Below are 22,424 nucleotides of genomic sequence, written 5' to 3'. Positions count from 1 at the left end.
GATGAAGACACAAGTCAGTAAGCGCAGACGCGAAATAGGATGGTTGGCCGGAATCTCGCTGTTTGCCTGTCTGATTCGGTTTTTCTTCCTGGCGAATGGTCCGGGTGGCTGGGATGATGTGGATTTTGCGTTAGCGCTGAAGAGTTATGACATTGCGCAGATGCAGCCGCATTTTCCTGGTTATCCAATCTATCTGCTGGTTGCTCACGTATTTGCGGCTTTTATCCCCAATGGTTTTGAAGCCTTGTCGTTTCTATCGATGGTTGCGGCGGCGCTGACTATTTTTCCGCTTTATCTAATTGTCAAAAGATACAGTGGGGCGAGGGTGGCGTTGTGGGCATGTATTCTCTGGTCCGTTTCTCCGCTTGATCTCGTGCTGGGTACTCAACCGCTCTCCGATAGTTTTGGCACACTGCTTGCGATGGGTGTGGTGGCAAGCAGTCTTCTTGCGATGGATTCCAGACATTCTGAAAAAAATCGAGCTTTGGCACTCCTGCTCTCCGGGATATTGCTGGGGTTATTGTACGGTGTAAGAATCTCGTACCTGCCGTTTGCAGCAGTTCCTCTATGGGCAGCTTACGTTTATCTAAGAGACACCGGAGCGTGGGGAGATGTCATTCGAGCGGTCGCTTGTGCGGTTCTGGTGTCAAGCGCGTGGGTTGTAGCAATGGTCAATAATGTCGGGGGCTTCGATATGCTTTGGACGTTGGCTACTCAATTCACGTCTGGGCATTTCTCGGATTGGGGCGGAACCTACCATGAAGGGGCACCTCTTTTGTCTCGGGCAACTTATTGGCTGGGCCGCCAGCTATTTGCTGCTGGGATGGGTACTCCGTGGGAGGGATACGATGATCCGCTCCGATGGCTGATAGCCGGCTTGTTCTTGCTGGCGATGATTGGGTTCATCAAGAACAGGCGAGTGAATGCTACCGACATCGACAAGCGCCAATGGGTTCTGATCGCCGCCTGGGTCGTTCCTTATCTGGTATGGACGTTTTTTGCTCAGAATATCGAGAAGCCTCGTCATCTGCTGCCCTTACTTCCTGCGCTTTTATGGCTGATCGCCGCTGGGCTCGGCAGGTGGAAACGCATTGGCAACGGGCTGTTTTTCCTTATGACCGTTAGCATGCTGGATGTCGGGCTGACACCAATTATGTCGCAGCCGAAGATTCCGTCCCCAATGGTACAGTTGGCGGATTACCTCGCCAATCAAGGGTCTGTCGATTCAAGCGTAATCTATACCTACGAGGAAGAACGGGTCATTCAATACATGCACCCATCCATTCAAACGGTGCGTCTGCGGAAGTGGGAGGATTTTCAGGTTTCGTTACTCAATTATCCTGATCTCCCCGAGCACATCTATTTGACCGATAGTGTATTGCAAGGTTTTCAAATGCCTGTATTGAACGGCTATGTGCGTGAAGTAGCCAGATTCACTGGAAGCGAGTGGCTATACCCGACGTATCATGACATCGTCTTGTATGAGCTGCTGCCAGAGAAGAAACAGGCGCTACTTCACATGTCAAAACTGCCTGCAGGTATTCGTTAAACTATTGCGGAAACGCTCATACAATGAAAATGATTCTTAATTAAACATCAAGGGGGAGAGCCTGAATGGAACTCCAAGCACTGCTCATTACCTTTCGAGAAGCGTTAGAGGCGCTGCTCATCGTGGGAATCATCAACTCTTATCTCAAACGAGTCAATCGACCTGAATATACAAAATACGTCTGGCTTGGAGCTTCCCTCGCGGTGATTGCTTCCTTGGGCTTAGCGATGGTGTTTCAGATTGTTCTGGACGGTTTCGCCTCAATGGGTGCACAGAACTACTTGAAGGTTACCATCATGTTCATCTCGGCTGGTCTGCTTACCCAAATGGTCTTCTGGATGGCGGAGCAATCGAAGCAGATTGCTGGAAAAGTACAGGGCAAATACGACAAGTATATTACGACAGGCAATGTGGTCGGGATGGTGATCCATGCCTTTCTTGTGGTACTTCGCGAAGGGGTCGAGACCGTCTTTTTCTTTGCTGCTATTACGGGTGGAGATATTGGTAAAGCGATGCAGAACTGGGGCTCTGTAACCGGGATCGCTATCGCCGCTATTGTCGCCTTCCTCTTCTTCCGTGGCACGATGAAAGTTCCGTTGAAAACCTTCTTCAAGGTAACAGGCGTATTCATCGTGCTGATCGCAGGGGGATTGCTGGTTCAAGGCGTAGCCATTTTACAAGATATGAATATCATTGGCTCCGTTGCACCGCATCTTTATGATTTGACCTGGTTCATGCCGGAACATCCGATTGACGAACTGCATTTCATCCGTGATACCGGGCATTCGCCGGTGTTCTCCGGCAATATGGGAGTCTTCTTGAAGGCACTGTTTGGTTATTCTTCGTCGCCTTCGCTGGAGGAAGTGTTGGTGTATTGGGGTTATTTCGTTTCCTTGTATCTCCTGATCCGGGGCCGAGATTCCAAGACAGCAGTTCAAGGAGCTAGTGATGGGAAAAGTGAGGAACAGATCGCTTAAAAGAAAAGACTTCGTCCCTCTTTGCTCTGTTTAAGCTCGCGTGTAGCATCAACTGTCCGCTTCGTTCACTACGGAAGGGAGTCGACAAGAAGATCACTTAGTTTCTCAGTCTGATGTAAAGAATGCCGACTCTTTTTCCTTCCTCCGTTCTCTACGCTTTGTTTCGCTTAAAATGAGGCTCGAGTGGACTAAGTGGCAATGATTGCCCGGGAAAGGAAATCATTGCCCGGGAAAAGTAAAGGAAGATTGAACATGAAGATTATCGTCACAGGGGGAGCCGGCTTTGTCGGCTCTCATGTTGTACCTAAACTCCAATCGGAACATGAGGTTCTGATTATCGATTCGCTTCATTCCTACTATGATCCTCGTTGGAAACAGCGCAGATTGGAGAAGCTGTTAACACATCCTCAGGTGGATTGGGATAAAATGGATGTTTGTAATCAGAAGGGGTTAAGGGATGTCTTTCAATCCTTTCGACCGGATATCGTCATTCATTTGGCGGCAATTCCGGGGGTACAGGCTTCCCTGCTTGACCCGGCCGCCTATGTTGATGTGGATGTGAAAGGAACTGTGAATCTATTAGCACTTTCCCACGAGTATCAGGTATCCCGGTTTGTGTTCGCCTCTTCCTCGTCCGTCTATGGGACGCAAGGAACGAGACCGTGTGAGGAAAGCGAAGGGCTCGAGCCGATTTCGCCCTATGCCGCTTCCAAAGCGGCAGCCGAAATGTACTGTCAAACCTACCAACGATTATATGGACTCCCTGTGACGATTGTTCGTCCGTTTACGGTGTATGGGCCAGAACAGCGTCCCGATATGGCTTTGTGGACGTTTGCGAAGCAGATTTGGGAAGGAAAGCCGATCACCCTTTACGGAGATGACATAGGTCGGGACTACACCTATGTGGAGGATACGGCTCGGGGTATCGTGAAGGCTGCTTTGATGGAGAAGGCGGTCAATCGTATATATAATCTGGGAAGCGGTCGTGTTGTCCTTATTCGTGACTTGATTTCGTTGTTGGAACGAGGGCTGGGGAAGAAGGCAATCATTGTGAAAAAGGAACTGCCTCCAGGAGATGTCCCCATGACCTGGGCAGATCCCATTCGTTCAAAAACAGAATTGGGTTTTGAAGCCCATGTATCGATAGAAGAAGGAATCCACCGCTTTACTGAGTGGTTTCTAAATGAAGGAGTATACCGATGAAACAAGCTTCGCTATTTGAGATCGTCATGGCTCGTTGTTGGAATGTGCTGAATGAGAGTAAAACGTTCACCCCTGTTTTTGTTGTGGGGATATTCCTCATGTACATGTTGTTCAATGTGAATGTAGGCTCTTTTTTGCAAACATTGGGATACATGCTTCCCTTGTTTGTCATTTACTATGTCTATGATTTTCCCTTGCATCTGCGGTGGTTTCTCTGGATACCGTTTGGTGTGGGGGCGTTGATTTTTGGCCTGGGAGACCCGATGCTTCTCCTGTTTGCTCTTGGGATGTATCTCTTTTTTACCGTCTTTTTCTGGGGTACCTTGTACTATCACCTGCGAATCGGTACGCCGTGGACCAATTTCATGCGGATTTGGAAGCTGTTCCTCTTAAATACGGATTCGACAAGCGGGAATGTATTCGAGCAGCTTCCGAAGGTTTACTTGCAGCTGATCGTAATGTCCGCAATCTATCACGCTCCTGTGAAAAGTGAGCTGATTCTGCCCCTCGGCCTGTTTTATATCGGATTAGGCATTTTTGCGTACCTGATCCACCGTTTTCTGTTTAATTGGAAGCCAGTTGAATATCCAACCTACACCGATAGCAAGGACAAACCAGCCGGTCCTCTCGCCAAAAAGGTGGTCGTGGTCGTCATTGACGGTTGCCGCAAAGAACGTTTATACGAAGCGGATGCGCCCTTCTTGCATCGGCTGATGCGAGAGGGAACCGTCTATGAGCAGATGGAGACGATCTATCCCGCGAGAACAGTTACTTGCTTCTCTTCCATGTTTACAGGGACCTATCCACGTGAGCACGGGATCAAGTCGAATATGGTCTGGGATTTGCTCGTGAAGGTGGAGAGCATTTTTGACGTCTTGGCAGGTCATGGGCGCAAAGGGGTATTATTTGGCTGCGCCCATCTGATTGACGCGTTTGGCAAATATGTGGAGAGCTTTACCGCTGTCGCCAATAACGACGTGGTGGATCGAAAGATTATGGATCAAGCCAAAATCATTTATGAACGAGAAAATCCTGACTTGTTCGTCGTGCAGATGATTGCCGTGGATCAAACAGGACATAGCCGAGGGGTTTTATATCCCGAGTACTTAGAGAAAATCAAGGAGGCGGACGCGCTCATCACTGATTTTCATCAGTGGCTGACGGATCGGGGAGAGATGGAGGATACAGCATTTATCGTGATGGCCGACCACGGACAAGGTAACGGAATTGGCGGTCATGGACATCTGGACGAGGGCGAGCGGTATGTTCCATTTTTTATGCATGGTTCGATGATTCAACAAGGTCTCGTGATTCCGGAGTTTCGCAGTATTGTTTCCGTTGCGCCTACGATCAGTGCTTTGCTGGGAGTTCCGATTCCCGATCATTCGCGTGGTCCGATTTTAGCTGAAGCACTGATGGATAGAGAGGGTGAACAACATGAAGAAGCTGATCGTCGTTATTCCAGCGTACAATGAAGAAGAGTCCATTGGACGAGTCATTGGCAAAATTCCGCGCGTTTTCGATCCTGCTGTTCAAGTAGAGGTTCTCGTGGTAAACGACGGCTCCAGAGATGCTACGGTTCAGGTGGCGACCAAGGCCGGGGCGGATCATATCGTTTCTTTTGAGCGCAACCGTGGACTTGGCGCAGCTGTAAGAGAAGGAATGAAGGCAGCGTACGCGCGTGGAGCCGACTTGGCGGTGATGATTGATGCGGATGATGAATACCCAGCCGATCACATTCCTCGCGTGATTCAGCCTGTTCTCATGGGAGAGGCGGACTATGTGCTTGCCTCCCGTTTCAAGCACCGAGTGCGTGGGATGAAGCTCTATCGCCGTCTAGGCAACTACTTCTTTACATTCCTGCAAATGCTTCTCCTGCACAAGTGGATCAGTGACGGTCAGACTGGGTTTCGTGTCTTCTCCAGAGAGGTGCTTCACGATCTGGAAATTGTTCACGATTATAACTACGCCCAAGTGATGACGATCAATATTGTTCGACAAGGGTATCGACTCGCCGAAGTAGGAATTCCCTATAAGGTCAGGGAAACAGGGGAGTCGTTCATTACGTATCGGTATGTAGCTCGTGTCCTTCCAGCCATTTGGCGCGAGTGGAGACGTAAACCGGCTAACAGAGCGGCTAGGAAGCAACAGTCAACAGCTGTGTCCAAGGAGCATGCCAGCTACTAAAAAGGTGGAACTTGATCATGCCTGAATTACGCTTTAATCCATTGTTGCGGGATTGGACTATCGTTGCTTCGAATCGGCAGCATCGGCCACATCTGCAGAATAAGGAATGTCCGTTTTGTCCCGGGTCTGGCAAAGTCCCAGACGAATACACGGTCTACATGCTAGACAATGATTTTCCGGCGTTGACGCCTGATCCCGATGAGTCAGCTTTGATCAACTCTGACTTGTATCAAGCCAAGAAGGCTTATGGAAAATGTGAAGTGATCTTGTATTCGTCCGATCATCATCAATCACTGGCTCAGTTGACGGTGGCGCACATTCAGGAGCTGATTGAGCTGTGGGCCCTTCGCTTTTCGCAGTTGGCCGGGGAGCCGGAAGTTCAGTACATCCTGATTTTTGAAAATCGTGGGGAAGAAGTGGGCGTTACGATGACTCACCCGCATGGTCAAATTTACGCCTACTCCCAAATGCCGCTCAAAATCAGGCGGGAGCTGGAAAGCTGTCAACTTCATTATACCGAGACGGGAAAATGCCTGCTGTGCGAGATGAATGAAGAGGAGAAGCGTGAGGGAGAGCGGCTTGTCATCGAGAATAACCATTTTCTCGCGTATATTCCGTATTTTACTGACTATCCCTATGGGGTATTTATCGTCAGTAAAAGCCACAAAACAGCGATTAGTGATTTTAACGAAGCGGAGAAGAAATCACTTGCCACAATCCTGAAGCAGACAACGGGCGCGATGGACGAGCTGTTTGCGCGACCCTTTCCATACATGATGGTCATGCATCAGCGGCCGGTTAACGGGGAGGATGTCGAGGATTTTTACCACTTCCATATCGAGTTCTATCCACCGCTTGTGGAAAATTATAAGCTGAAACATTACGCCTCTTCTGAAATGGGGGCGTGGGCGGTGATTAATCCCAAGGCAGTGGAGGAGACAGCGCCTGAGTTGAGGGAAGCGGTGGAGCAGTATAGGCGGAAGTACGAACAAGAAGATGAAAAATAGAACAAAAGCTGGCTGTTCAACAGTCAGCTTGTTTGTTTTGGCTTATAAATCTTGGGATAATCGAATCATATCCCTGCATTGAATGCCGTTCTCATATATTTCTTCTGGATAATGCCTATTGAAAAAGTCTAAATCAACACCAGTAATCCTAAAGCCACATTTTTGATAAAGAGCTAATTGTCCTATACTTGAATTTCCGGTACCTATTTCAATAGTTTTATAACCGTTTGTCTTGGCAGTTTGAATAGCATGAATGACGAGTTGTTTGCCAAGACCTTTACCATGATAGTCTTGTGCAATTGCAATATTCACCAGTTCTACCGTTTCAGGCCTTGTGGGGAGTAGTACATAAACTCCAACCATTTGCTTTTCCATTTTAGCGATATAACATTCTCCCCGTTTGATATAGTTCTCCACAATTTTTGGGGAAGGGTCAGCTACTAACAACAAATCCATTGGAGGTTGTTCATCTATAGTGAGTTTCCGAATATCCATATTGCTTCCTCTTGTAATGCTGTTCGCCCTCCTTATTTTTGGTAAAATATTGCGAAGCCCCCACAGATGTGAGGGCTGTTTTCATGACATCATTTTCAAATGTAACGATGAAATTATTGAAGAGATTGCAGATGCTCGGCGAGACGATCCCACGTTTCAGTAATGCCTTGTTCAATTCCCATTTTCAAGACGGTTTGGAGGGCTTCTTCGGAAGGGAATAGCGTACGGCTGACGAGCTTCGTATGCCCTTCATGCTCTGTAAACGTCAACGTAATGGTACTGGATGGCAACTCTTCATTAACACTACCCTCGGCATCAGAGAAGTAATCGACATAAACAATCTTCTCAGCATCCACGATCTCACTATAGATCGCTTTACCCCAAGATTCGAATCCGAAAAATTCCCCTTGCTTCTCATCCGTGCACTTCATACAGTAATGCCAGATGCCGCCTGGACGAAAATCAACGTTACAAACCATAAGTGTCCAGCCCTTAGGACCCCACCAGTGCTTCAGGTGCTCTGCCTCGGAAAATGCTTTGAAAACGAGCTCGCGAGGCGCATGAAAAACACGCTCCAAGATGATCTCCTGACCCTCTGTTTTAAACGTCATTTTGTTGGACATGGATAAATCCTCCTAGAAATTAGTTTTTGCTTTGTTCATTCTCGTTAGCTCGCATCTTTTGAAGGTAATTCTCAAGATTGTCGAATCGTTCCTCCCAAATTCGACGGTAGTTTTCAAGCCAATCGTCCAGAGCTTGAAACGCATCCAATCGCAGTCGGTAAATTCTCCGATTCGCAATCGCCTGTACGTCGACGAGTCCGGCTTGACTTAGTACGCGGAGATGTTTTGAAGTTTGGGGCTGAAGAATTCCAAGTCGTTCAGTAATTTCCCCAACCGTAAGAGGGCTGTTACGTAAAAGCTCAACAATTTTGAGACGGTTGGGCTCGGCAAGCGCATTCAAAGTTGCAATAATTTTGGCTCCAATAGAATTCTTCTCCTTTCTGTTATAATATACCAATTTAGGAATATTCCTGTCAAGGAATATTCAATGCGTTATAGGTTTTTTCGAAGGTAGCACCTAAACCCAACCTACAGGCTTACTTGTTCATGAAAAACATCCATTGAATATAAGTTCTGCTCCATTAGTCTACCTGTGATTTGCTTTATGACATCAGGATCACGAAGTTTTTCACGATGAAACTCCATCAGTTCTGATAACGGTATCCATTTGCTGTCGATAATTTGCTCCTCTTGTAGATTCAGCGCTCCGCCAATAATTTCAGCAGTAAAATGAAAAAGAATGACTTGTTTATTGGCACTGCTTACAAAGTTATAGATGCCAGTTGTACCAGTTAGCACAACATCATATCCGGTTTCTTCTTTTACTTCCCGACAAGCTGCAAAAGGAATTTCTTCGCCCGGTTCAATCCGTCCAGCTGGGAAGTTCCACTTGTTTCGCGCAGTCGGTTTGTCCTCTTGGATCATCAAGACTTCGTTATCTTTCATGATGGATACACTAGCGACTAAAACAATGCCATTTTGAGTCATTATGACCACCTTAAGGGGGTGTTAGAACAATCATACGATTTACTTCTTTACATCATCCCGAAATCCCTTGCTTCGCTGTTGCTAATTTCCTTTATCAACCAACAGGACAGTAACAAGATGCCAAATCATATGGTAGTATGGCGGTAAGAACATGACGTGTAGTGTAATTCTTCTAGTGGTTCGAGTGAGAATGATCAATGAAATGGAGTGAAGTACATGCAACCAAAAGTGATTTTGGCAGGTGGCACTGGCTTCATCGGGCAATATTTTGAGGAGAAGTTGATTCAACTCGGATACGATGTGAAAATCATCTCCCGTAAACCCCAGCATATTTCATGGAATGATCCATCAGCTATTGTTGAAGCGCTTGAAGAATCCGAGATGTTGATCAATCTGGCGGGTAAGTCCGTTGACTGTCGCTATCACCCCAAGAATCAAGAAGAAATATTGAACTCAAGAGTAAAGACCACCCAGCAGCTAGGAAATGCTGTACTCGCTTGCCAAAAACCTCCGCGATTATGGATCAACTCCAGTACGGCTACGATCTATCGACACGCGGAAGACAGGCCAATGACAGAGGCGAGCGGGGAAGTGGGAACAGGTTTTTCGGTAGATGTGGCAAGGTCGTGGGAAGACGCCTTTTTTTCATTTGACTTGCCTCATACCAGACAAGCAGCTTTACGCGTCGCCATCGTCTTAGGAAAGCATGGGGGTGTCATGACGCCGTTTCGAAATCTGGTCAAATTCGGACTAGGAGGCGTTCAAGGCTCAGGGAACCAGATGTTTAGCTGGATTCACATCGAAGATTTATTTCAAATCGTGCTCTTTCTGCTAGAAAAAGAAGAACTAAGCGGCGTATTTAATTGTTCCGCCCCACATCCAGTCACCAATCGTGAATTCATGCAGCAGCTTAGAACAGCGATGAATGCGCCAATGGGCTTGCCTTCTCCCCGTTGGATGCTCGAATTGGGGGCTATACTGATCCGAACGGAAACGGAATTGATCTTGAAAAGCCGGTGGGTATTGCCCGAGCGCTTGAAGGAGAATGGTTATACGTTTCAATATGATCAGGTGAACAAGGCTTTGGCTGATATACTAGCGTAATTCTTTTCGAATCAAAAAGAGCAAGAAGGAGGGGAGGGCCGTGAAGATTCTCGTCGCCCCGGATTCGTACAAAGGAAGTCTTACCTCAATAGAAGTGGGGCGTCTTGTGAAGGAAGCGTTTCGGCTAGAGTTTCCAGAGGCTACAATCGTGGTCATCCCAATGGCTGACGGCGGCGAGGGGACGCTAGATGCCTTGATTGATGCCACTAATGGCAAACGAGTGGATCTGAAAGTCACTGGGCCACTGCGGGAGCTTGTCCATACCCACTACGGTATATTGGGAGACGGCCAAACGGCGGTTATCGAAGTGGCCTCCATTGCGGGTTTGCCCATGGTTCCCCATTCTGAGCGCAATCCGCTTGTGACGACCACGCGTGGAGTTGGTGAGGCGATCCTGCATGCGATGGATTTGGGCTATCGTCAATTTGTGATTGGGCTTGGCGGAAGTGCCACCAATGACGCAGGGCTTGGGATGCTTCAGGTGCTCGGTGCAGATTTTCGTGATGACCAGGGGCATGAAGTCGAATCAGTTGGCGGATCGCTCGCCAAGGTAAAAACCGTCGATTTATCCAGACTGGATGAGCGCCTTCACACCTGCGCGTTTCGGGTGGCGACTGATGTGAAGAATCCGCTGTGCGGCAAACTGGGTGCATCTCATGTGTTCGCTCCGCAAAAAGGAGCTTCCCCTGACCAGGTGGAACAGATGGATTCGGCAATGTCTCATTTTGCCCATCTGATCGAGTCACACGCGGGCAAATCGCTTCAAAACCAACCGGGTGCGGGAGCTGCAGGCGGGTTGGGATTTGCTTTTATACTTTTAGGCGGAAAATTGATTCCGGGAGCGCAGCTTGTGGCAGAAGCCGCTGGACTTGAAGCGCATGTACAGCAGTGCGACTGGGTGATTACCGGAGAGGGACAAAGCGATTACCAGACGGTTTTTGGCAAAGTCCCCTATTATATTGGCCAACTGGCGAAACAAGCAAACAAGCGCGCCATTCTGCTCTCCGGTTCCTTGGGAGAGGGTGCCTCGCAATTGCATGAGCTGTTCGTCAGCCTGCATTCTATCGCGCCTGGACCAATTTCGCTGGAAGACTCTATGAAACATGGAGCGACATACATAACCCAAGCCGCCCGCAATATTGCCAGACTGATCAAAGCGGCCAGTAGGAGGAACGACCATGGAACCTCAAGCAAATAAACCACGAATCTACATCACCAGGAGAATACCGGAGCAAGCTTTTAATCACTTGCAAGAAACCTGCGAAATCAGACACTGGGAGGAGTACGACCTGCCTGTTCCACGCGAGGTGTTGGAGGAAGAGATCGAGCAGGCGGACGGAATTTTTACGTTGTTAACAGAAAAAATAGACGAACAGCTTTTGCGAAGGGCCAAACGCCTGAAGGTAATTAGCAATATGGCTGTGGGCTATAACAACATTGATGTGGAAGCCGCAACCAATCGAGGGATTCTGGTTACGAACACACCTGACGTATTAACGGAAACAACGGCAGACCTGACATTTGCTCTCCTGATGGCGACAGCCCGGCGGTTGGTGGAATCGTCTACATTTTTACGAAGCGGCGATTGGATCACCTGGTCACCGATGCTGTTAACGGGACAAGACATTCATGGAGCGACGCTAGGAATCATCGGGATGGGGCGAATCGGTGAGGCGATTGCGAGACGGGCAAAAGGTTTTGATATGAAGCTGATCTACCATAACCGAAGTCGCAAGCCGGGAGTAGAGGAACAGCTGGGAATCGGATATGTGGAGCTGGATGAGCTGCTTCGCCAAGCGGATTATGTCTGTGTCATGACTCCATATACGCCAGAAACGCATCATTTGATCGGAAAACGAGAATTCTCCCTGATGAAGCACTCGGCGATTCTGATTAATACCGCACGCGGCGGCATCGTGGATGAGCAAGCTCTCTTTGAAGCACTGGTGACCAAGCGGATTTGGGCAGCGGGACTTGATGTATTTGAGGTTGAGCCTGTACCCCTTGACCATCCGTTACTGACCCTGCCCAACGTCGTGACACTGCCGCATATCGGAAGCGCAAGCATTGCCACGCGGATCAAGATGGCGATGCTGGCTGCCGACAATCTGCTTCAAGCCCTTCGAGGAGAAGTGCCTGCTCATCTGGTCAATCCGGAAGCACTTAGAAACATCAAATAAAAGACATGAGATAAAAACTTCATCGAAAAATTTCGAGAAGTATAATCCAGATCACATTTTTTCCTCCTGAATCGGACTATAATGCCCTTATAAAGGAGGTAGTTATGATGGAAATGAAGTTTAATACAACAGATAAAATAGGAGAAATCGTTGCGAGATTCCCGGGAGCGAGCAACATTTTCAAAGAATATAAAATTGACTTTTGCTGCGGTGGCAACCGCCCGCTTGCCCATGCTTTTGACCAGCTAAAGCTGAACGGAGAAGAAGTGCTGAACAAGCTTCAGGCAGCTTTTGAAGACGCTCAGAACAAACAGAACGCCAGCCGTAATTGGAAGGAAGCACCTTCAAGCGAGATCATCGAATTTGTGGTGAATACCCATCACGCCTATCTGACGAAGGAATTGCCGTTACTCAGTGAATTCGTGACCAAAATCATGCGGGTTCACGGCCCTGCCCATCCTGAGTTGAGCCAGCTTCATCGATTGTTTCACAGCTTGAAGCTAGAACTTGAGCAGCATTTGGTAAAAGAAGAAGAGATTCTCTTCCCGCTGATTCGTGCCTATGAAGCCATTCCGACAGAAGAAAATCGCAACCAGGCTTTTGCCAAACTTAACGAGCTGGAGAGCGAGCATGAGCTTGCCGGCAATCTTTTAAAAGAGATGCGAGCCATCACGAATGACTACACCTTGCCGGAGGGAGCTTGCCGTACCTACACAATAACGTTTCACAAGCTGGCGGAGCTCGAATCCGATCTGTTTGAACACATTCATCTGGAGAACAATATCTTGTTTCCACGTTTGAATGATTAATTTAGCAGGAAATCTCTTTGGCTGATCATCCCAAAACCCTGTTCTGACGGTAGGCAGTTGCTGAATCGTTGGGAGAGGGTTTTTTTATGTGGAATTATGGAAGGTGGGCTACAATCCGGAAGATAGATTAATCGAGAGAACTTCCATAAAAGGTCATGTGGGTCTTCTCATCCCGATAATAGGCAAGCCGATCCTCAAGCGATCCCGTATGAAATTCAAACTTATGTCCGTCTGGATCGGTGAAGTAGATCGATTGTTTATCTCTCTCATCTCTTGTTCTACCCGAAAGAATGTTGACGCCCAAACACCTAAGCCGAGCTTCCAAGACGGCCAGTTCGCTTTCTTCCACGGTAAACGCCATATGTGTATACGAGTGCTGGATTTCGTTGCGAGGAATGTCCTCTTCCACATTAAGCGCGAGCCAAAGATCGTCAAGAAGGAAGTAGGCGAGCTTTCTGCCTTTTACCAGCAGCTTGGCGCCCAACGCTTCCTGATAAAATTGAATCGAGCGCTTCAGATCGGAAACGGAAAAACAGACATGGTTAATCTTCATGGCTAACTCCTTGAATGTGTATTTGGCAAGCTATTGGCCTTTCTCAATTATGGTCTTAGAACCGAATGCGAATCAAGGAGTGAACCTCTGAAGCGGTTTAGAGTGAATGAATAAACCGAATGGAATAATCGGGTAGTTGAAATTTTAGAAACATTAAACTATAATCATGTATGTTATTCATCAACCAATTAAATAATAAATCCTCATCGGATCGATGGGGTAGAGGTCGCGGCTTTTAAGAGTAGTCTGCAGGAGATTCAGAGAAAATCAATGACTCCAGACAAAAGGAAAAGCTGCCGAAGTCCGCTTGGATTCTCGTGCAAGCGGGTTGGGGCTGTACTCGAAAGGGACAGAACTGTCACGTTTACTTCACAGGTAAACGTGTTGTGCTATCTTCAGCGAAGATCTGGTGTGGGTTTTAGTAGAATTCCGCCCAACTCGTTTTGTGCGGTTTTTTTGTGCCCACCTCTTCGAAGCTAGCAAGAAAAACATAATTTTGATAGAGGTGAAAGAGATGAACAGCAGCACAAACGGACAAACAGATGGATCCAATCAGTCCAATCATCTACAGCGTGGACTACGCGCGAAGCATATGACCATGATTGCGATTGGCGGCTCGATTGGGACAGGACTATTCGTCGCAAGCGGGGCATCGATCCACGATGCGGGACCAGGTGGAGCGCTTGTCGCTTACCTTGCGATCGGTCTAATGGTTTACTTCCTGATGACAAGCCTTGGCGAGATGGCAACCCTGCTTCCTGTATCCGGTTCATTTAGCACGTACGCCACACGATTCTTAGATCCTTCTCTCGGATTTGCGTTGGGATGGAACTATTGGTATAACTGGGCGATCACCATTGCGGTAGAGATTTCCGCTGGTGCACTCGTCATGAAATATTGGTTTCCGACAACCAACTCTCTCATTTGGAGCGGCTTGTTCTTAGCACTTATGTTTGGCTTAAATTATTTATCCGTTCGTGGTTATGGAGAGTCGGAGTACTGGTTCTCGATGATCAAGGTTGTGACGATTATTATTTTCCTGGTCGTTGGGGTTCTGATGATTCTGGGAATTCTCGATGGAAAGCCTGTTGGGTGGGAGAATTTCACAGTAGGTGAAGCGCCATTCAAAGGCGGATTTATGGCCATGCTTGGAATCTTTATGATTGCCGGTTTCTCCTTCCAGGGTACAGAGCTGGTGGGGATTGCCGCAGGGGAAAGTGAAGATCCAAAGCGTAACATTCCAAAGGCGATCAAACAAATCTTTTGGAGAATTTTACTTTTCTACGTATTTGCTATATTTATTATTGGCATGCTGATTCCGTACACCAACGAGAATCTGGTGAGCAGTAGTGTGGAAAATATCGCGATCAGCCCATTTACCATTGTATTTCAAAAAGCGGGACTAGCTTTCGCCGCTTCCGTGATGAATGCCGTGATCTTGACATCCGTATTATCCGCGGGTAACTCAGGGATGTACGCGTCTACCCGTATGCTCTGGGTGTTGGCGAAAGAAGGCAAAGCGCCTAAGTTTCTCGCCAAAATCAATTCACGCGGGATTCCTGTGAACGCGCTCCTTGTGACTACGTTTATCGGGGCATTCGCTTTTCTGGCTTCTCTGTTCGGAGATGGAACCGTGTATATCTGGCTGTTGAACGCCTCCGGTATGTCTGGTTTTATTGCGTGGTTGGGGATTGCCGCGAGCCATTATCGTTTTAGAAAAGCGTACGTGGCACAAGGACGCGATCTCAATGACCTGCCGTACCGAGCAAAATGGTTCCCGTTTGGCCCAATTTTCGCTTTCGTCATCTGCTTGATCGTCACCATTGGCCAGAATTACCAGGCTTTCCTTGGCGGAGAGGTTGACTGGAATGGAATTCTCGTTTCCTACATCGGAATTCCGCTGTTCCTAGCGTTGTGGCTGGGGTACAAATTCAAAAATAAAACCAGGATTGTTCCGCTGAAAGAATGTAATTTTGAGGTAGAGGATTAGAGCTGATTGATTGGGTAAGACTACTTGAAGGAACAAATATGTGTATGATAGCTGTTGGACTTCGGTTCAACAGCTTTTTGTTCACATAATTTTCACACGTTAATAGGTTTCTTGAGAAGAGCTTTAGGGGTAAATATAATGCAAGTAAATATTATTTCTGGAGGGATTGCGATGAGAATAGCTACTTTGTTGAAAACAGTTAGCATCGTATTTGTTCTACTCATCATTATGGTTGTAACCTGTGTAATTTTGCTAAACTCCAGTTATGAAAGGGAACGCGCCGCAACGTTACGACAAGCTGAATTTAAACAACTTGGTATTGATCTTGCTAATGCCTCCGACTATCTAACCAATGAAGCGCGAAGGTATAGTGTGTTTGGGGATAAGAAGCATTTTGACAATTATTGGCGGGAGGTAAAAGAGACAAAGACACGAGACCGAGTAGTACTTAGATTAAAGGAATTACAGGCTCCTCAAGATGAACTCGATCTGATTGCACAGGCGAAACAAAACTCCGATGCGCTAATCGCGATCGAGGATGCGGCAATGAAGGCAGTCGAGCAGAATAATTTGGACAAGGCCCGCCAACTAATGTTTGACGACAATTATGACCAGAAAAAAAGTATTATCATGAAGCCGATAGAAGAGTTTCAGCAGAAGATGAACGATCGTGCGAAGACTGAAGCTGACCAAGCAAAACAGCAAACTGTCACATACCTGATGCTACTCGGTATCTTAGTTGGAATCACCGCAATTATACTTTTGACTATAATTTATGTATTTTTCAGAAAATTCAAACCGTTAACGCTTGTTTCGAACAAAATGCTTGAACTCTCAAGGAATGAAGGGGATTTAACAGCACGCTTACAGGTCGAGACTAAAGATGAAATCGGTCAATTGGCACAAGGATTCAATACATTTCTAGGAAATCTGCAAGCCATGATCCAAAAAATGAATGCAGCCATTCTACAGATTGCCTCTACAGCTGAACAGTTAAGCGCAGGCGCTGAGCAAACAAGCAAAGCAACGGAAGAAGTCTCGACTACTATACAAGAGATTGCGATCGGTTCAGAAAAACAGGTACAGAGTGTTCACTACGGGTTAAAATCGATGAAAGAAATGGCGAGCGGAGTTGGAGAAATCTCACTTTATGCCGATGAGGTATCTGCATTGGCAGGGACTACGACTGACGTTTCGATGGAAGGGGTCAAGTCAATCCAGCAGTCTGTTAATCAAATGAATTCAATACATACAACGATGCTTGGTCTGGCAGACGTTGTCAGAGGTTTGGGTGACCAATCTCAAGAAATTGGACAAATAAACGAAGCCATTACAAGTATAGCCGCACAGACGAATCTTCTTGCCTTAAATGCTGCAATCGAAGCGGCACGTGCAGGTGAACATGGAAGAGGTTTTGCAGTTGTTGCCGACGAGGTACGTAAATTGGCAGAACAATCCTCCCGATCAGCTCAGCAAATTGCGGAGTTGATCACGAATATACAAGTAGAAACCCAAAGAGCAGTCAATGCTATGAATAAAGGAACAAATGAAGTGGTGGTAGGGATCGAGGTAGTAAATACAGCGGGCCAATCATTCACGCATATCCACAACTCTATTAGAAAAGTGGCAGAAAAAATAAATCAAGTTCTAGCCGTATCCAAGGAGGTATCAACAGGTACAAAGCAGGTTGTTCAGTCGATTGAACAAATTCAAGGGGTGGCTGAAACAGCTGCGTCTGGTACACAAAACGTCTCTGCTGCATCGGAGGAACAATTGGCTTCCATGGAAGAGATTACATCATCTGCATCTTCTCTCGCCAAAATGGCTGAAGAATTACAAGAGCTGGTTGGAAAATTTAAAGTCTAAAGCCCATACAGACAAGCTCGCGCAATTAGCAGTCGTTCTTCTCTAGTACACGATTAGCTGTTGGACTTCGGTTCAGCAGCTTTTTGCTATGTAACAGAGCGTATTGAAAACCAAAAGTAGGTGAGGTAAAATTTACCCATAGGAAGTTAGTTAGTTGAATAACTAATATGGTGGTGGAGAAATGGCAAAACCAAATGTCATAAGTAAGCAAGATTTAATTCAATCAGCAAAGGAATGCTTAGTTCATAACGGAATTGAAAAATTTACTTTACGAGCGGTTGCAGACACGGCAGGAGTGACACAAGGTACAGTCTATTATCATTTTCGAACCAAAGAACAATTGTTATTGGATATTGTAAAAGAAATCTGTGACCGCACTTGGAACGAATTATCTCAAGATCATGAGAATGTGATCAGACTGGCAATCGAGTCAGCCAAAAGCCGTTGTTCCCACGATTCATTTTTTCATCGATTGTATGTAACCTTAATCGTTTCAGGCATCCATAATGAAAAAATCAGAGAACAATTGGGTGACATCATGAGAAATGAAAATAAGGCGCTATCCGATCGTTTGTTAGCCTTATGGCGCGAATCACCAATTGAGGGAGTCTCATTTGAAACATGGGGAGTCATTTTCAATGCAATCGTGGATGGATTAGCAGTACAGGCTTTAATGTCCAAAAATTTTTCGGTAGATAAAACATATGCCGAGCTCGAAAAACTCATTATGGGATTAAGTAACCTTTCAACGAAGGGGGAAGAAAGATGAATAGATACTGGTATACAGCCGTATGGGGACTCGCTGTCTGGTTGCTTGCGACCATTTTCTTTAGGTTGTTTGGAGAATATGTGCTCTTTCATCCTGATACAAGCGCATTCCTAATCAGTACATCATTACTCTCGCTTGGAACGGGGGGTGTGCTATTTGCTGCCACCCGTACGTATATGAGGTCTGACCAATCTGATCATGCGGCACTTCGCTTTGGAGTAATTGGCACCGGAATTGGTTTGCTTTTAGACACCTTTTCGTTGGCTAATCATTCCGTTATTTTCCCTAAACTGGATGATGCACAGGTCATTGCTTTTACGGTGTGGATAACTTTTGCCTACGCTTTGTACCTGTTTATACCAGCCATGATGAACCAAAAAAGAAACAGAAAAGAAAAGAGCTAGTGTAATTCCTTCACATCATCGTCGTCAACATCTCCAAAACTGTTTCAACAATCTAATTTAGCTAATCAAAAAATAAGTTTGAGAAGAAAGCGGGCAGTGTATCTCCTTGTTTCTGGGAGCTAAATTTTGAAAATAGAATCGTTTAAGAAAATTTTATTGATGTGTAAATAATCTTTCCTTTGTAAAATATCAAAATAATCATTATTATAGTATTTATATTAATCATTTGTGTTTGTCAGGTGGACTGTGATTACAAACTTATCTTAAACTACTGGGGGAACATCAATGAAAAGCATACTGAAAAAGTGGAATCAAATAAGTCTGGTAAAACAAATTATTGTTGGTTTGATTTTGGGTATTATCTTGGCTGTGACGATCCCCGGAGCAGCAAAACCTGTTGTGATCTTAGGTACTTTATTTGTAGGTGCTTTGAAAGCAATCGCGCCTGTGTTGGTACTCTTCTTGGTTATGTCAGCCATCGCTCAACACAAGAGTGGTCACCAAACGAATATGAAATCTATCATCGTCCTCTATCTTTTAGGAACCTTTTTAGCTGGATTAATCGCTGTTATTGTCAGTTTTATTTTCCCTGTAAGCTTAACACTTGCAAAGGGCGCTGAGGGTGTGACGGCTCCTGGCGGTGTTGTAGAGGTCCTCAAATCATTACTGCTGAACGTTGTTGATAACCCGGTTAAGGCAATTTTCAATGCGAATTATATCGGTATTTTAGCTTGGGCGACACTCCTTGGTTTGGCTTTAAGAAATGCCCCTGATACGACAAAAACGATGATTTCTAATTTTTCAGATGCTGTATCTAAAATGGTTACATGGGTGATTAAGTTTGCGCCATTAGGAATCATGGGTCTAGTATTTGATTCTATTACGACAAATGGAATTGAGTCGTTACTAAGCTATGGGAAATTACTTGCCGTTCTTCTTGGTTGTATGGTCTTCGTGGCACTTGTTGTCAATCCAATCATTGTGTTCGTAGCTATACGTCAAAACCCATTCCCACTTGTTTTTAAGTGCTTAAAGGAAAGTGGTATTACAGCATTCTTTACACGTAGCTCAGCTGCGAATATTCCTGTAAATATGAAATTATGTGAAAATCTTGGTTTGAATAAGGATAATTATTCCGTATCGATTCCATTAGGGGCTACCATCAATATGGCTGGTGCAGCTGTTACGATTTCTGTTTTGACTCTTGCAGCGGTACATACACTTGGTATTCAAGTAGATATTCCTACTGCCATCATCCTTAGCGTACTATCCGCTATATGTGCTTGCGGTGCATCAGGGGTGGCTGGCGGATCTTTATTATTGATTCCTCTAGCATGTAGCTTATTCGGTATTCCAAATGAAGTTGCGATGCAGGTAGTCGGGGTCGGCTTTATCATTGGTGTTTTACAGGACTCATGTGAAACGGCACTCAACTCTTCAACAGACGTTCTTTTCACAGCAGCAGCCGAATTTAGTGAGAGACGTAAAGAAGGAAAGAAAATGAATATCAACAAAGTAGCCTAAATAGAACCCTATACCCTGCGATTGAACTGCACCCCAATTGTGAGTCTGGACGAACAATTGAGGGTGTAGTTTTTTTTTCTGAATTTCAAGGCGTTCCTTTTCTTCGAACCTCATATAAATAAGTAAGTTTATGTGCAGGGGGGATACGAAGATGACAGGTGACGAGCGGAAACAGCTGGAGAGAGCCATCGACGAAATTACCGAAATCGCCAAAGGCTTTGGATTGGACTTTTACCCGATGCGTTACGAGATTTGTCCAGCTGATATCATTTATACGTTTGGCGCATACGGCATGCCTACGAGATTTTCGCATTGGAGTTTTGGGAAGTCCTTTTACCGAATGAAGCTGCAATACGATCTCAATCTGAGCAAAATATACGAATTGGTCATCAACTCCAATCCATGTTATGCCTTCTTGCTGGACGGCAACAGTCTCATCCAGAACAAGCTGATCGTGGCGCATGTACTCGGGCACTGCGACTTCTTCAAAAACAACGTCCGTTTCTCCAACACCAATCGCGACATGGTTGAGACGATGTCAGCGAGTTCAGAGCGAATTCGCCAGTATGAGATCACGTATGGTAAAGAGGAAGTAGAGAATTTGTTGGACGCCTGCCTAGCCATCCAGGAGCACATCGATCCAAGTCTGTTCCGCCCCAAGTTTCGTTGGAAAAAGGGGCAGGACACAACCAAGAAGCAAGACATTGCCAAGGCGAAGTCCACCAATCAATACGATGATCTCTGGCGACTCGATGAGCAGGAGCAAACAGTGGAACCGCCTAAGTCCGTACAGAAATTCCCGCCAGAACCAGAGAAGGATGTCATGCTCTTCATACAGGAATACAGTCCGATTCTAACTGAGTGGCAGCGGGACATCATGACCATTATGCGTGAAGAGATGCTTTACTTCTGGCCGCAAATCGAGACGAAGATCATGAACGAAGGCTGGGCTTCTTACTGGCATTGCCGAATTATTCGTGAATTGGATTTAACCGAAGAAGAAACAATAGATTTCGCCAAGCTTCACTCTTCTGTCATTCAGCCGTCTCCGACCAGTATTAATCCCTATCATCTAGGGTTGAAAATTTTGGAGGACATTGAACGTCGCTGGGACAATCCGACAAAAGAAGAACAGGAGCGCTTTGGCCGCAAACCAGGTCAAGGACGGGCAAAATTATTTGAAGTGCGGGAAGAGGACAGAGATATTAGTTTTATTCGGAACTACTTGACCAAAGAACTGGTAAGGGATTTAGACATGTACCTGTTTGGCAAGCAGGGAAACGAGTGGCAGGTGACGGAGAAAGCATGGGAGGCTGTACGTGACCAGTTGGCTAATTCTAGAGTCAATGGCGGTTTCCCTTATCTCGTCGTGACAGACGGAGATTACTTGCGTAACGGAGAATTGTACCTGAAGCATAACTTCGAGGGACTGGAGCTTGACGTCAAGTATATTGAGCGGACCTTGCCGTATGTTCATCAGATTTGGGGCAAATCCATTCATTTGGAATCAGTCCTGGATGATCGAGCCGTGTTGTTTACTTACGATGGGAAGAAAGTGAATCGGCGGTTTTTGTAATAGTCGCAAAAAAATGCCCTTCTTCTATGCTATAGAAGCAAGGACATTTTTTTGTATTAAATAAAGGTTTCCTCTTACAAACTCAAAAGAATTGGATGTTGAGACATTTAATATCGTGAAGCGGTTGTATGACAAGACCTTTAGGGAACTGGTGAACCGATGATTTTCTTTACATTATTTCTGTGGACGAGTGAGATAACTTTTCTTCTTGTTGTCTAAGTGAATACTAATATTACTTGCCCCATAAATTACCGTTGTCTTCGGTTGAATAAATATGATAGATTATAACTCTACCCAGGGGGTATTAACGTAACCGAGTCGTGGTTACCAAATATTGAGGGTTGAGTTCAGGGAGATAACTGTGATATATTGTTCTTCCAGCCATCGAGAGCACTAGATTCTAAAATGAAATTCTAGCGATCGAGTGGTGAACCTACCAAATATTGTGGGTTGAAATAATAGATTGAAGTATGGTATATTATAAATCTGCCTCTCGTTATGAGATGGTTGATAAATAAACTAAATGCTCTTTGAAAACTGAACAATAAACGTTTAGTGAAACAAACACTAGCCAAGCAAAACTGTTTTGAAGTTTAGTATCAACTCAACTTTATTGGAGAGTTTGATCCTGGCTCAGGACGAACGCTGGCGGCGTGCCTAATACATGCAAGTCGAGCGAGG

Annotated in this window: 21 protein-coding genes, 1 rRNA gene and 1 riboswitch; of the genes, 17 read left to right on the top strand and 5 right to left on the bottom strand. The window is 45.9% G+C overall.

The window, feature by feature from the left end; all coding sequences use genetic code 11:
* Position 1: 1 nt before the first annotated feature.
* The 6 genes from ACQCN2_RS14895 (at position 2) to galT (ending at position 6,923) form a co-directional block, all read left to right on the top strand.
* Entirely contained in the window at positions 2-1,549 is a 1,548-nt protein-coding gene (locus ACQCN2_RS14895) for a glycosyltransferase family 39 protein (protein WP_426929727.1), read from the top strand.
* Positions 1,550-1,614: 65 nt separating this feature from the next.
* Positions 1,615-2,526 (top strand): FTR1 family iron permease, encoded by a 912-nt coding sequence (locus ACQCN2_RS14890; protein ID WP_426929726.1) that lies wholly within the window; start codon positions 1,615-1,617, stop codon positions 2,524-2,526.
* Between the two features lie 252 nt (positions 2,527-2,778).
* The gene (locus ACQCN2_RS14885; RefSeq protein WP_426929725.1) at positions 2,779-3,729 is read left to right on the top strand and encodes an NAD-dependent epimerase/dehydratase family protein; all 951 of its coding nucleotides are present in this window, start codon (positions 2,779-2,781) and stop codon (positions 3,727-3,729) included.
* Positions 3,726-5,204, top strand: coding sequence for an alkaline phosphatase family protein (locus ACQCN2_RS14880; protein WP_426929724.1), 1,479 nt, complete (start codon positions 3,726-3,728; stop codon positions 5,202-5,204). Before ACQCN2_RS14885 ends, ACQCN2_RS14880 begins: the two co-directional genes overlap by 4 nt.
* Positions 5,167-5,916 carry a glycosyltransferase family 2 protein gene (locus ACQCN2_RS14875; RefSeq protein ID WP_426929723.1) on the top strand — a complete coding sequence of 250 codons (750 nt, stop codon included), beginning with the start codon at positions 5,167-5,169 and terminating at the stop codon, positions 5,914-5,916. Before ACQCN2_RS14880 ends, ACQCN2_RS14875 begins: the two co-directional genes overlap by 38 nt.
* A 17-nt stretch (positions 5,917-5,933) precedes the next feature.
* Complete coding sequence (gene galT / locus ACQCN2_RS14870) at positions 5,934-6,923, top strand: galactose-1-phosphate uridylyltransferase (RefSeq protein WP_426929722.1); 990 nt, start codon at positions 5,934-5,936, stop codon at positions 6,921-6,923.
* Positions 6,924-6,965: 42 nt separating this feature from the next.
* Here galT and ACQCN2_RS14865 read toward each other — a convergent pair whose 3' ends face one another.
* The 4 genes from ACQCN2_RS14865 to ACQCN2_RS14850 form a co-directional block, all read right to left on the bottom strand.
* The gene (locus ACQCN2_RS14865) at positions 6,966-7,418 is read right to left on the bottom strand and encodes a GNAT family N-acetyltransferase (RefSeq protein WP_426929721.1); all 453 of its coding nucleotides are present in this window, start codon (positions 7,416-7,418) and stop codon (positions 6,966-6,968) included.
* Positions 7,419-7,531: 113 nt separating this feature from the next.
* Positions 7,532-8,041: an SRPBCC domain-containing protein gene (locus tag ACQCN2_RS14860; RefSeq protein WP_426929720.1), complete on the bottom strand. Its 510-nt coding sequence runs from the start codon at positions 8,039-8,041 to the stop codon at positions 7,532-7,534.
* 19 nt (positions 8,042-8,060) lie between these two features.
* Positions 8,061-8,438: an ArsR/SmtB family transcription factor gene (locus ACQCN2_RS14855; RefSeq protein WP_426929719.1), complete on the bottom strand. Its 378-nt coding sequence runs from the start codon at positions 8,436-8,438 to the stop codon at positions 8,061-8,063.
* Positions 8,439-8,509: 71 nt separating this feature from the next.
* Positions 8,510-8,968 carry an NUDIX hydrolase gene (locus ACQCN2_RS14850; RefSeq protein ID WP_426929718.1) on the bottom strand — a complete coding sequence of 153 codons (459 nt, stop codon included), beginning with the start codon at positions 8,966-8,968 and terminating at the stop codon, positions 8,510-8,512.
* A gap of 216 nt (positions 8,969-9,184) precedes the next feature.
* Between ACQCN2_RS14850 and ACQCN2_RS14845 the strand changes: the two genes are divergently transcribed.
* The 4 genes from ACQCN2_RS14845 to ric all read left to right on the top strand — a co-directional run bounded on the left by ACQCN2_RS14845 (position 9,185) and on the right by ric (position 13,061).
* A complete protein-coding gene (locus ACQCN2_RS14845; protein WP_426929717.1) occupies positions 9,185-10,072 on the top strand; it encodes a TIGR01777 family oxidoreductase in 888 nt (295 codons plus the stop codon).
* 40 nt (positions 10,073-10,112) lie between these two features.
* The gene (locus ACQCN2_RS14840; protein WP_426929716.1) at positions 10,113-11,270 is read left to right on the top strand and encodes a glycerate kinase; all 1,158 of its coding nucleotides are present in this window, start codon (positions 10,113-10,115) and stop codon (positions 11,268-11,270) included.
* On the top strand, positions 11,251-12,252 hold the full coding sequence (locus ACQCN2_RS14835; RefSeq protein ID WP_426929715.1) for a 2-hydroxyacid dehydrogenase: 1,002 nt from the start codon (positions 11,251-11,253) through the stop codon (positions 12,250-12,252). Before ACQCN2_RS14840 ends, ACQCN2_RS14835 begins: the two co-directional genes overlap by 20 nt.
* Before the next feature lie 107 nt (positions 12,253-12,359).
* Positions 12,360-13,061 carry an iron-sulfur cluster repair di-iron protein gene (ric, locus tag ACQCN2_RS14830; RefSeq protein ID WP_426929965.1) on the top strand — a complete coding sequence of 234 codons (702 nt, stop codon included), beginning with the start codon at positions 12,360-12,362 and terminating at the stop codon, positions 13,059-13,061.
* 127 nt (positions 13,062-13,188) lie between these two features.
* Here the strand turns inward: ric and fosB are convergent, their stop codons facing one another.
* Positions 13,189-13,614, bottom strand: a complete 426-nt coding sequence (fosB, locus tag ACQCN2_RS14825) for a metallothiol transferase FosB (RefSeq protein ID WP_426929714.1) — start codon at positions 13,612-13,614, stop codon at positions 13,189-13,191.
* A 212-nt stretch (positions 13,615-13,826) separates the two neighbouring features.
* Positions 13,827-14,014, top strand: a riboswitch (Lysine riboswitch).
* A gap of 114 nt (positions 14,015-14,128) precedes the next feature.
* On the opposite strand from fosB, the gene ACQCN2_RS14820 reads away from it, so the two are divergent.
* The 7 genes from ACQCN2_RS14820 to ACQCN2_RS14790 form a co-directional block, all read left to right on the top strand.
* Positions 14,129-15,604: an amino acid permease gene (locus tag ACQCN2_RS14820; protein ID WP_426929713.1), complete on the top strand. Its 1,476-nt coding sequence runs from the start codon at positions 14,129-14,131 to the stop codon at positions 15,602-15,604.
* A 138-nt stretch (positions 15,605-15,742) separates the two neighbouring features.
* Positions 15,743-17,470 carry a methyl-accepting chemotaxis protein gene (locus ACQCN2_RS14815; protein WP_426929712.1) on the top strand — a complete coding sequence of 576 codons (1,728 nt, stop codon included), beginning with the start codon at positions 15,743-15,745 and terminating at the stop codon, positions 17,468-17,470.
* Between the two features lie 181 nt (positions 17,471-17,651).
* The gene (locus tag ACQCN2_RS14810) at positions 17,652-18,239 is read left to right on the top strand and encodes a TetR/AcrR family transcriptional regulator (protein ID WP_426929711.1); all 588 of its coding nucleotides are present in this window, start codon (positions 17,652-17,654) and stop codon (positions 18,237-18,239) included.
* Positions 18,236-18,643 (top strand): DUF5367 family protein, encoded by a 408-nt coding sequence (locus ACQCN2_RS14805; RefSeq protein ID WP_426929710.1) that lies wholly within the window; start codon positions 18,236-18,238, stop codon positions 18,641-18,643. Before ACQCN2_RS14810 ends, ACQCN2_RS14805 begins: the two co-directional genes overlap by 4 nt.
* A gap of 285 nt (positions 18,644-18,928) precedes the next feature.
* Positions 18,929-20,167, top strand: coding sequence for a serine/threonine transporter SstT (sstT, locus tag ACQCN2_RS14800; RefSeq protein ID WP_426929709.1), 1,239 nt, complete (start codon positions 18,929-18,931; stop codon positions 20,165-20,167).
* A 151-nt stretch (positions 20,168-20,318) separates the two neighbouring features.
* Positions 20,319-21,743, top strand: coding sequence for a SpoVR family protein (locus tag ACQCN2_RS14795; RefSeq protein ID WP_426929708.1), 1,425 nt, complete (start codon positions 20,319-20,321; stop codon positions 21,741-21,743).
* A 610-nt stretch (positions 21,744-22,353) separates the two neighbouring features.
* Positions 22,354-22,424, top strand: a 16S ribosomal RNA gene (locus tag ACQCN2_RS14790); the annotation flags it as partial.

The sequence above is a fragment of the Brevibacillus ginsengisoli genome, assembly GCF_050113715.1.
GTDB lineage: Bacteria > Bacillota > Bacilli > Brevibacillales > Brevibacillaceae > Brevibacillus_H > Brevibacillus_H ginsengisoli.
This window is presented reverse-complemented; position numbering and strand designations above follow the sequence as displayed.

Excerpts from the sequence above, each read along its gene's own strand:
- ACQCN2_RS14895 (WP_426929727.1), top strand. The coding sequence starts at position 2 with ATGAAGACACAAGTCAGTAAGCGCAGACGCGAAATAGGATGGTTGGCC.
- ACQCN2_RS14890 (WP_426929726.1), top strand. The coding sequence starts at position 1,615 with ATGGAACTCCAAGCACTGCTCATTACCTTTCGAGAAGCGTTAGAGGCG.
- ACQCN2_RS14885 (WP_426929725.1), top strand. The coding sequence starts at position 2,779 with ATGAAGATTATCGTCACAGGGGGAGCCGGCTTTGTCGGCTCTCATGTT.
- ACQCN2_RS14880 (WP_426929724.1), top strand. The coding sequence starts at position 3,726 with ATGAAACAAGCTTCGCTATTTGAGATCGTCATGGCTCGTTGTTGGAAT.
- ACQCN2_RS14875 (WP_426929723.1), top strand. The coding sequence starts at position 5,167 with ATGAAGAAGCTGATCGTCGTTATTCCAGCGTACAATGAAGAAGAGTCC.
- galT (WP_426929722.1), top strand. The coding sequence starts at position 5,934 with ATGCCTGAATTACGCTTTAATCCATTGTTGCGGGATTGGACTATCGTT.
- ACQCN2_RS14865 (WP_426929721.1), bottom strand. The coding sequence starts at position 7,418 with ATGGATATTCGGAAACTCACTATAGATGAACAACCTCCAATGGATTTG.
- ACQCN2_RS14860 (WP_426929720.1), bottom strand. The coding sequence starts at position 8,041 with ATGTCCAACAAAATGACGTTTAAAACAGAGGGTCAGGAGATCATCTTG.
- ACQCN2_RS14850 (WP_426929718.1), bottom strand. The coding sequence starts at position 8,968 with ATGACTCAAAATGGCATTGTTTTAGTCGCTAGTGTATCCATCATGAAA.
- ACQCN2_RS14845 (WP_426929717.1), top strand. The coding sequence starts at position 9,185 with ATGCAACCAAAAGTGATTTTGGCAGGTGGCACTGGCTTCATCGGGCAA.
- ACQCN2_RS14835 (WP_426929715.1), top strand. The coding sequence starts at position 11,251 with ATGGAACCTCAAGCAAATAAACCACGAATCTACATCACCAGGAGAATA.
- ric (WP_426929965.1), top strand. The coding sequence starts at position 12,360 with ATGGAAATGAAGTTTAATACAACAGATAAAATAGGAGAAATCGTTGCG.
- fosB (WP_426929714.1), bottom strand. The coding sequence starts at position 13,614 with ATGAAGATTAACCATGTCTGTTTTTCCGTTTCCGATCTGAAGCGCTCG.
- ACQCN2_RS14820 (WP_426929713.1), top strand. The coding sequence starts at position 14,129 with ATGAACAGCAGCACAAACGGACAAACAGATGGATCCAATCAGTCCAAT.
- ACQCN2_RS14815 (WP_426929712.1), top strand. The coding sequence starts at position 15,743 with ATGCAAGTAAATATTATTTCTGGAGGGATTGCGATGAGAATAGCTACT.
- ACQCN2_RS14810 (WP_426929711.1), top strand. The coding sequence starts at position 17,652 with ATGGCAAAACCAAATGTCATAAGTAAGCAAGATTTAATTCAATCAGCA.
- ACQCN2_RS14805 (WP_426929710.1), top strand. The coding sequence starts at position 18,236 with ATGAATAGATACTGGTATACAGCCGTATGGGGACTCGCTGTCTGGTTG.
- sstT (WP_426929709.1), top strand. The coding sequence starts at position 18,929 with ATGAAAAGCATACTGAAAAAGTGGAATCAAATAAGTCTGGTAAAACAA.
- ACQCN2_RS14795 (WP_426929708.1), top strand. The coding sequence starts at position 20,319 with ATGACAGGTGACGAGCGGAAACAGCTGGAGAGAGCCATCGACGAAATT.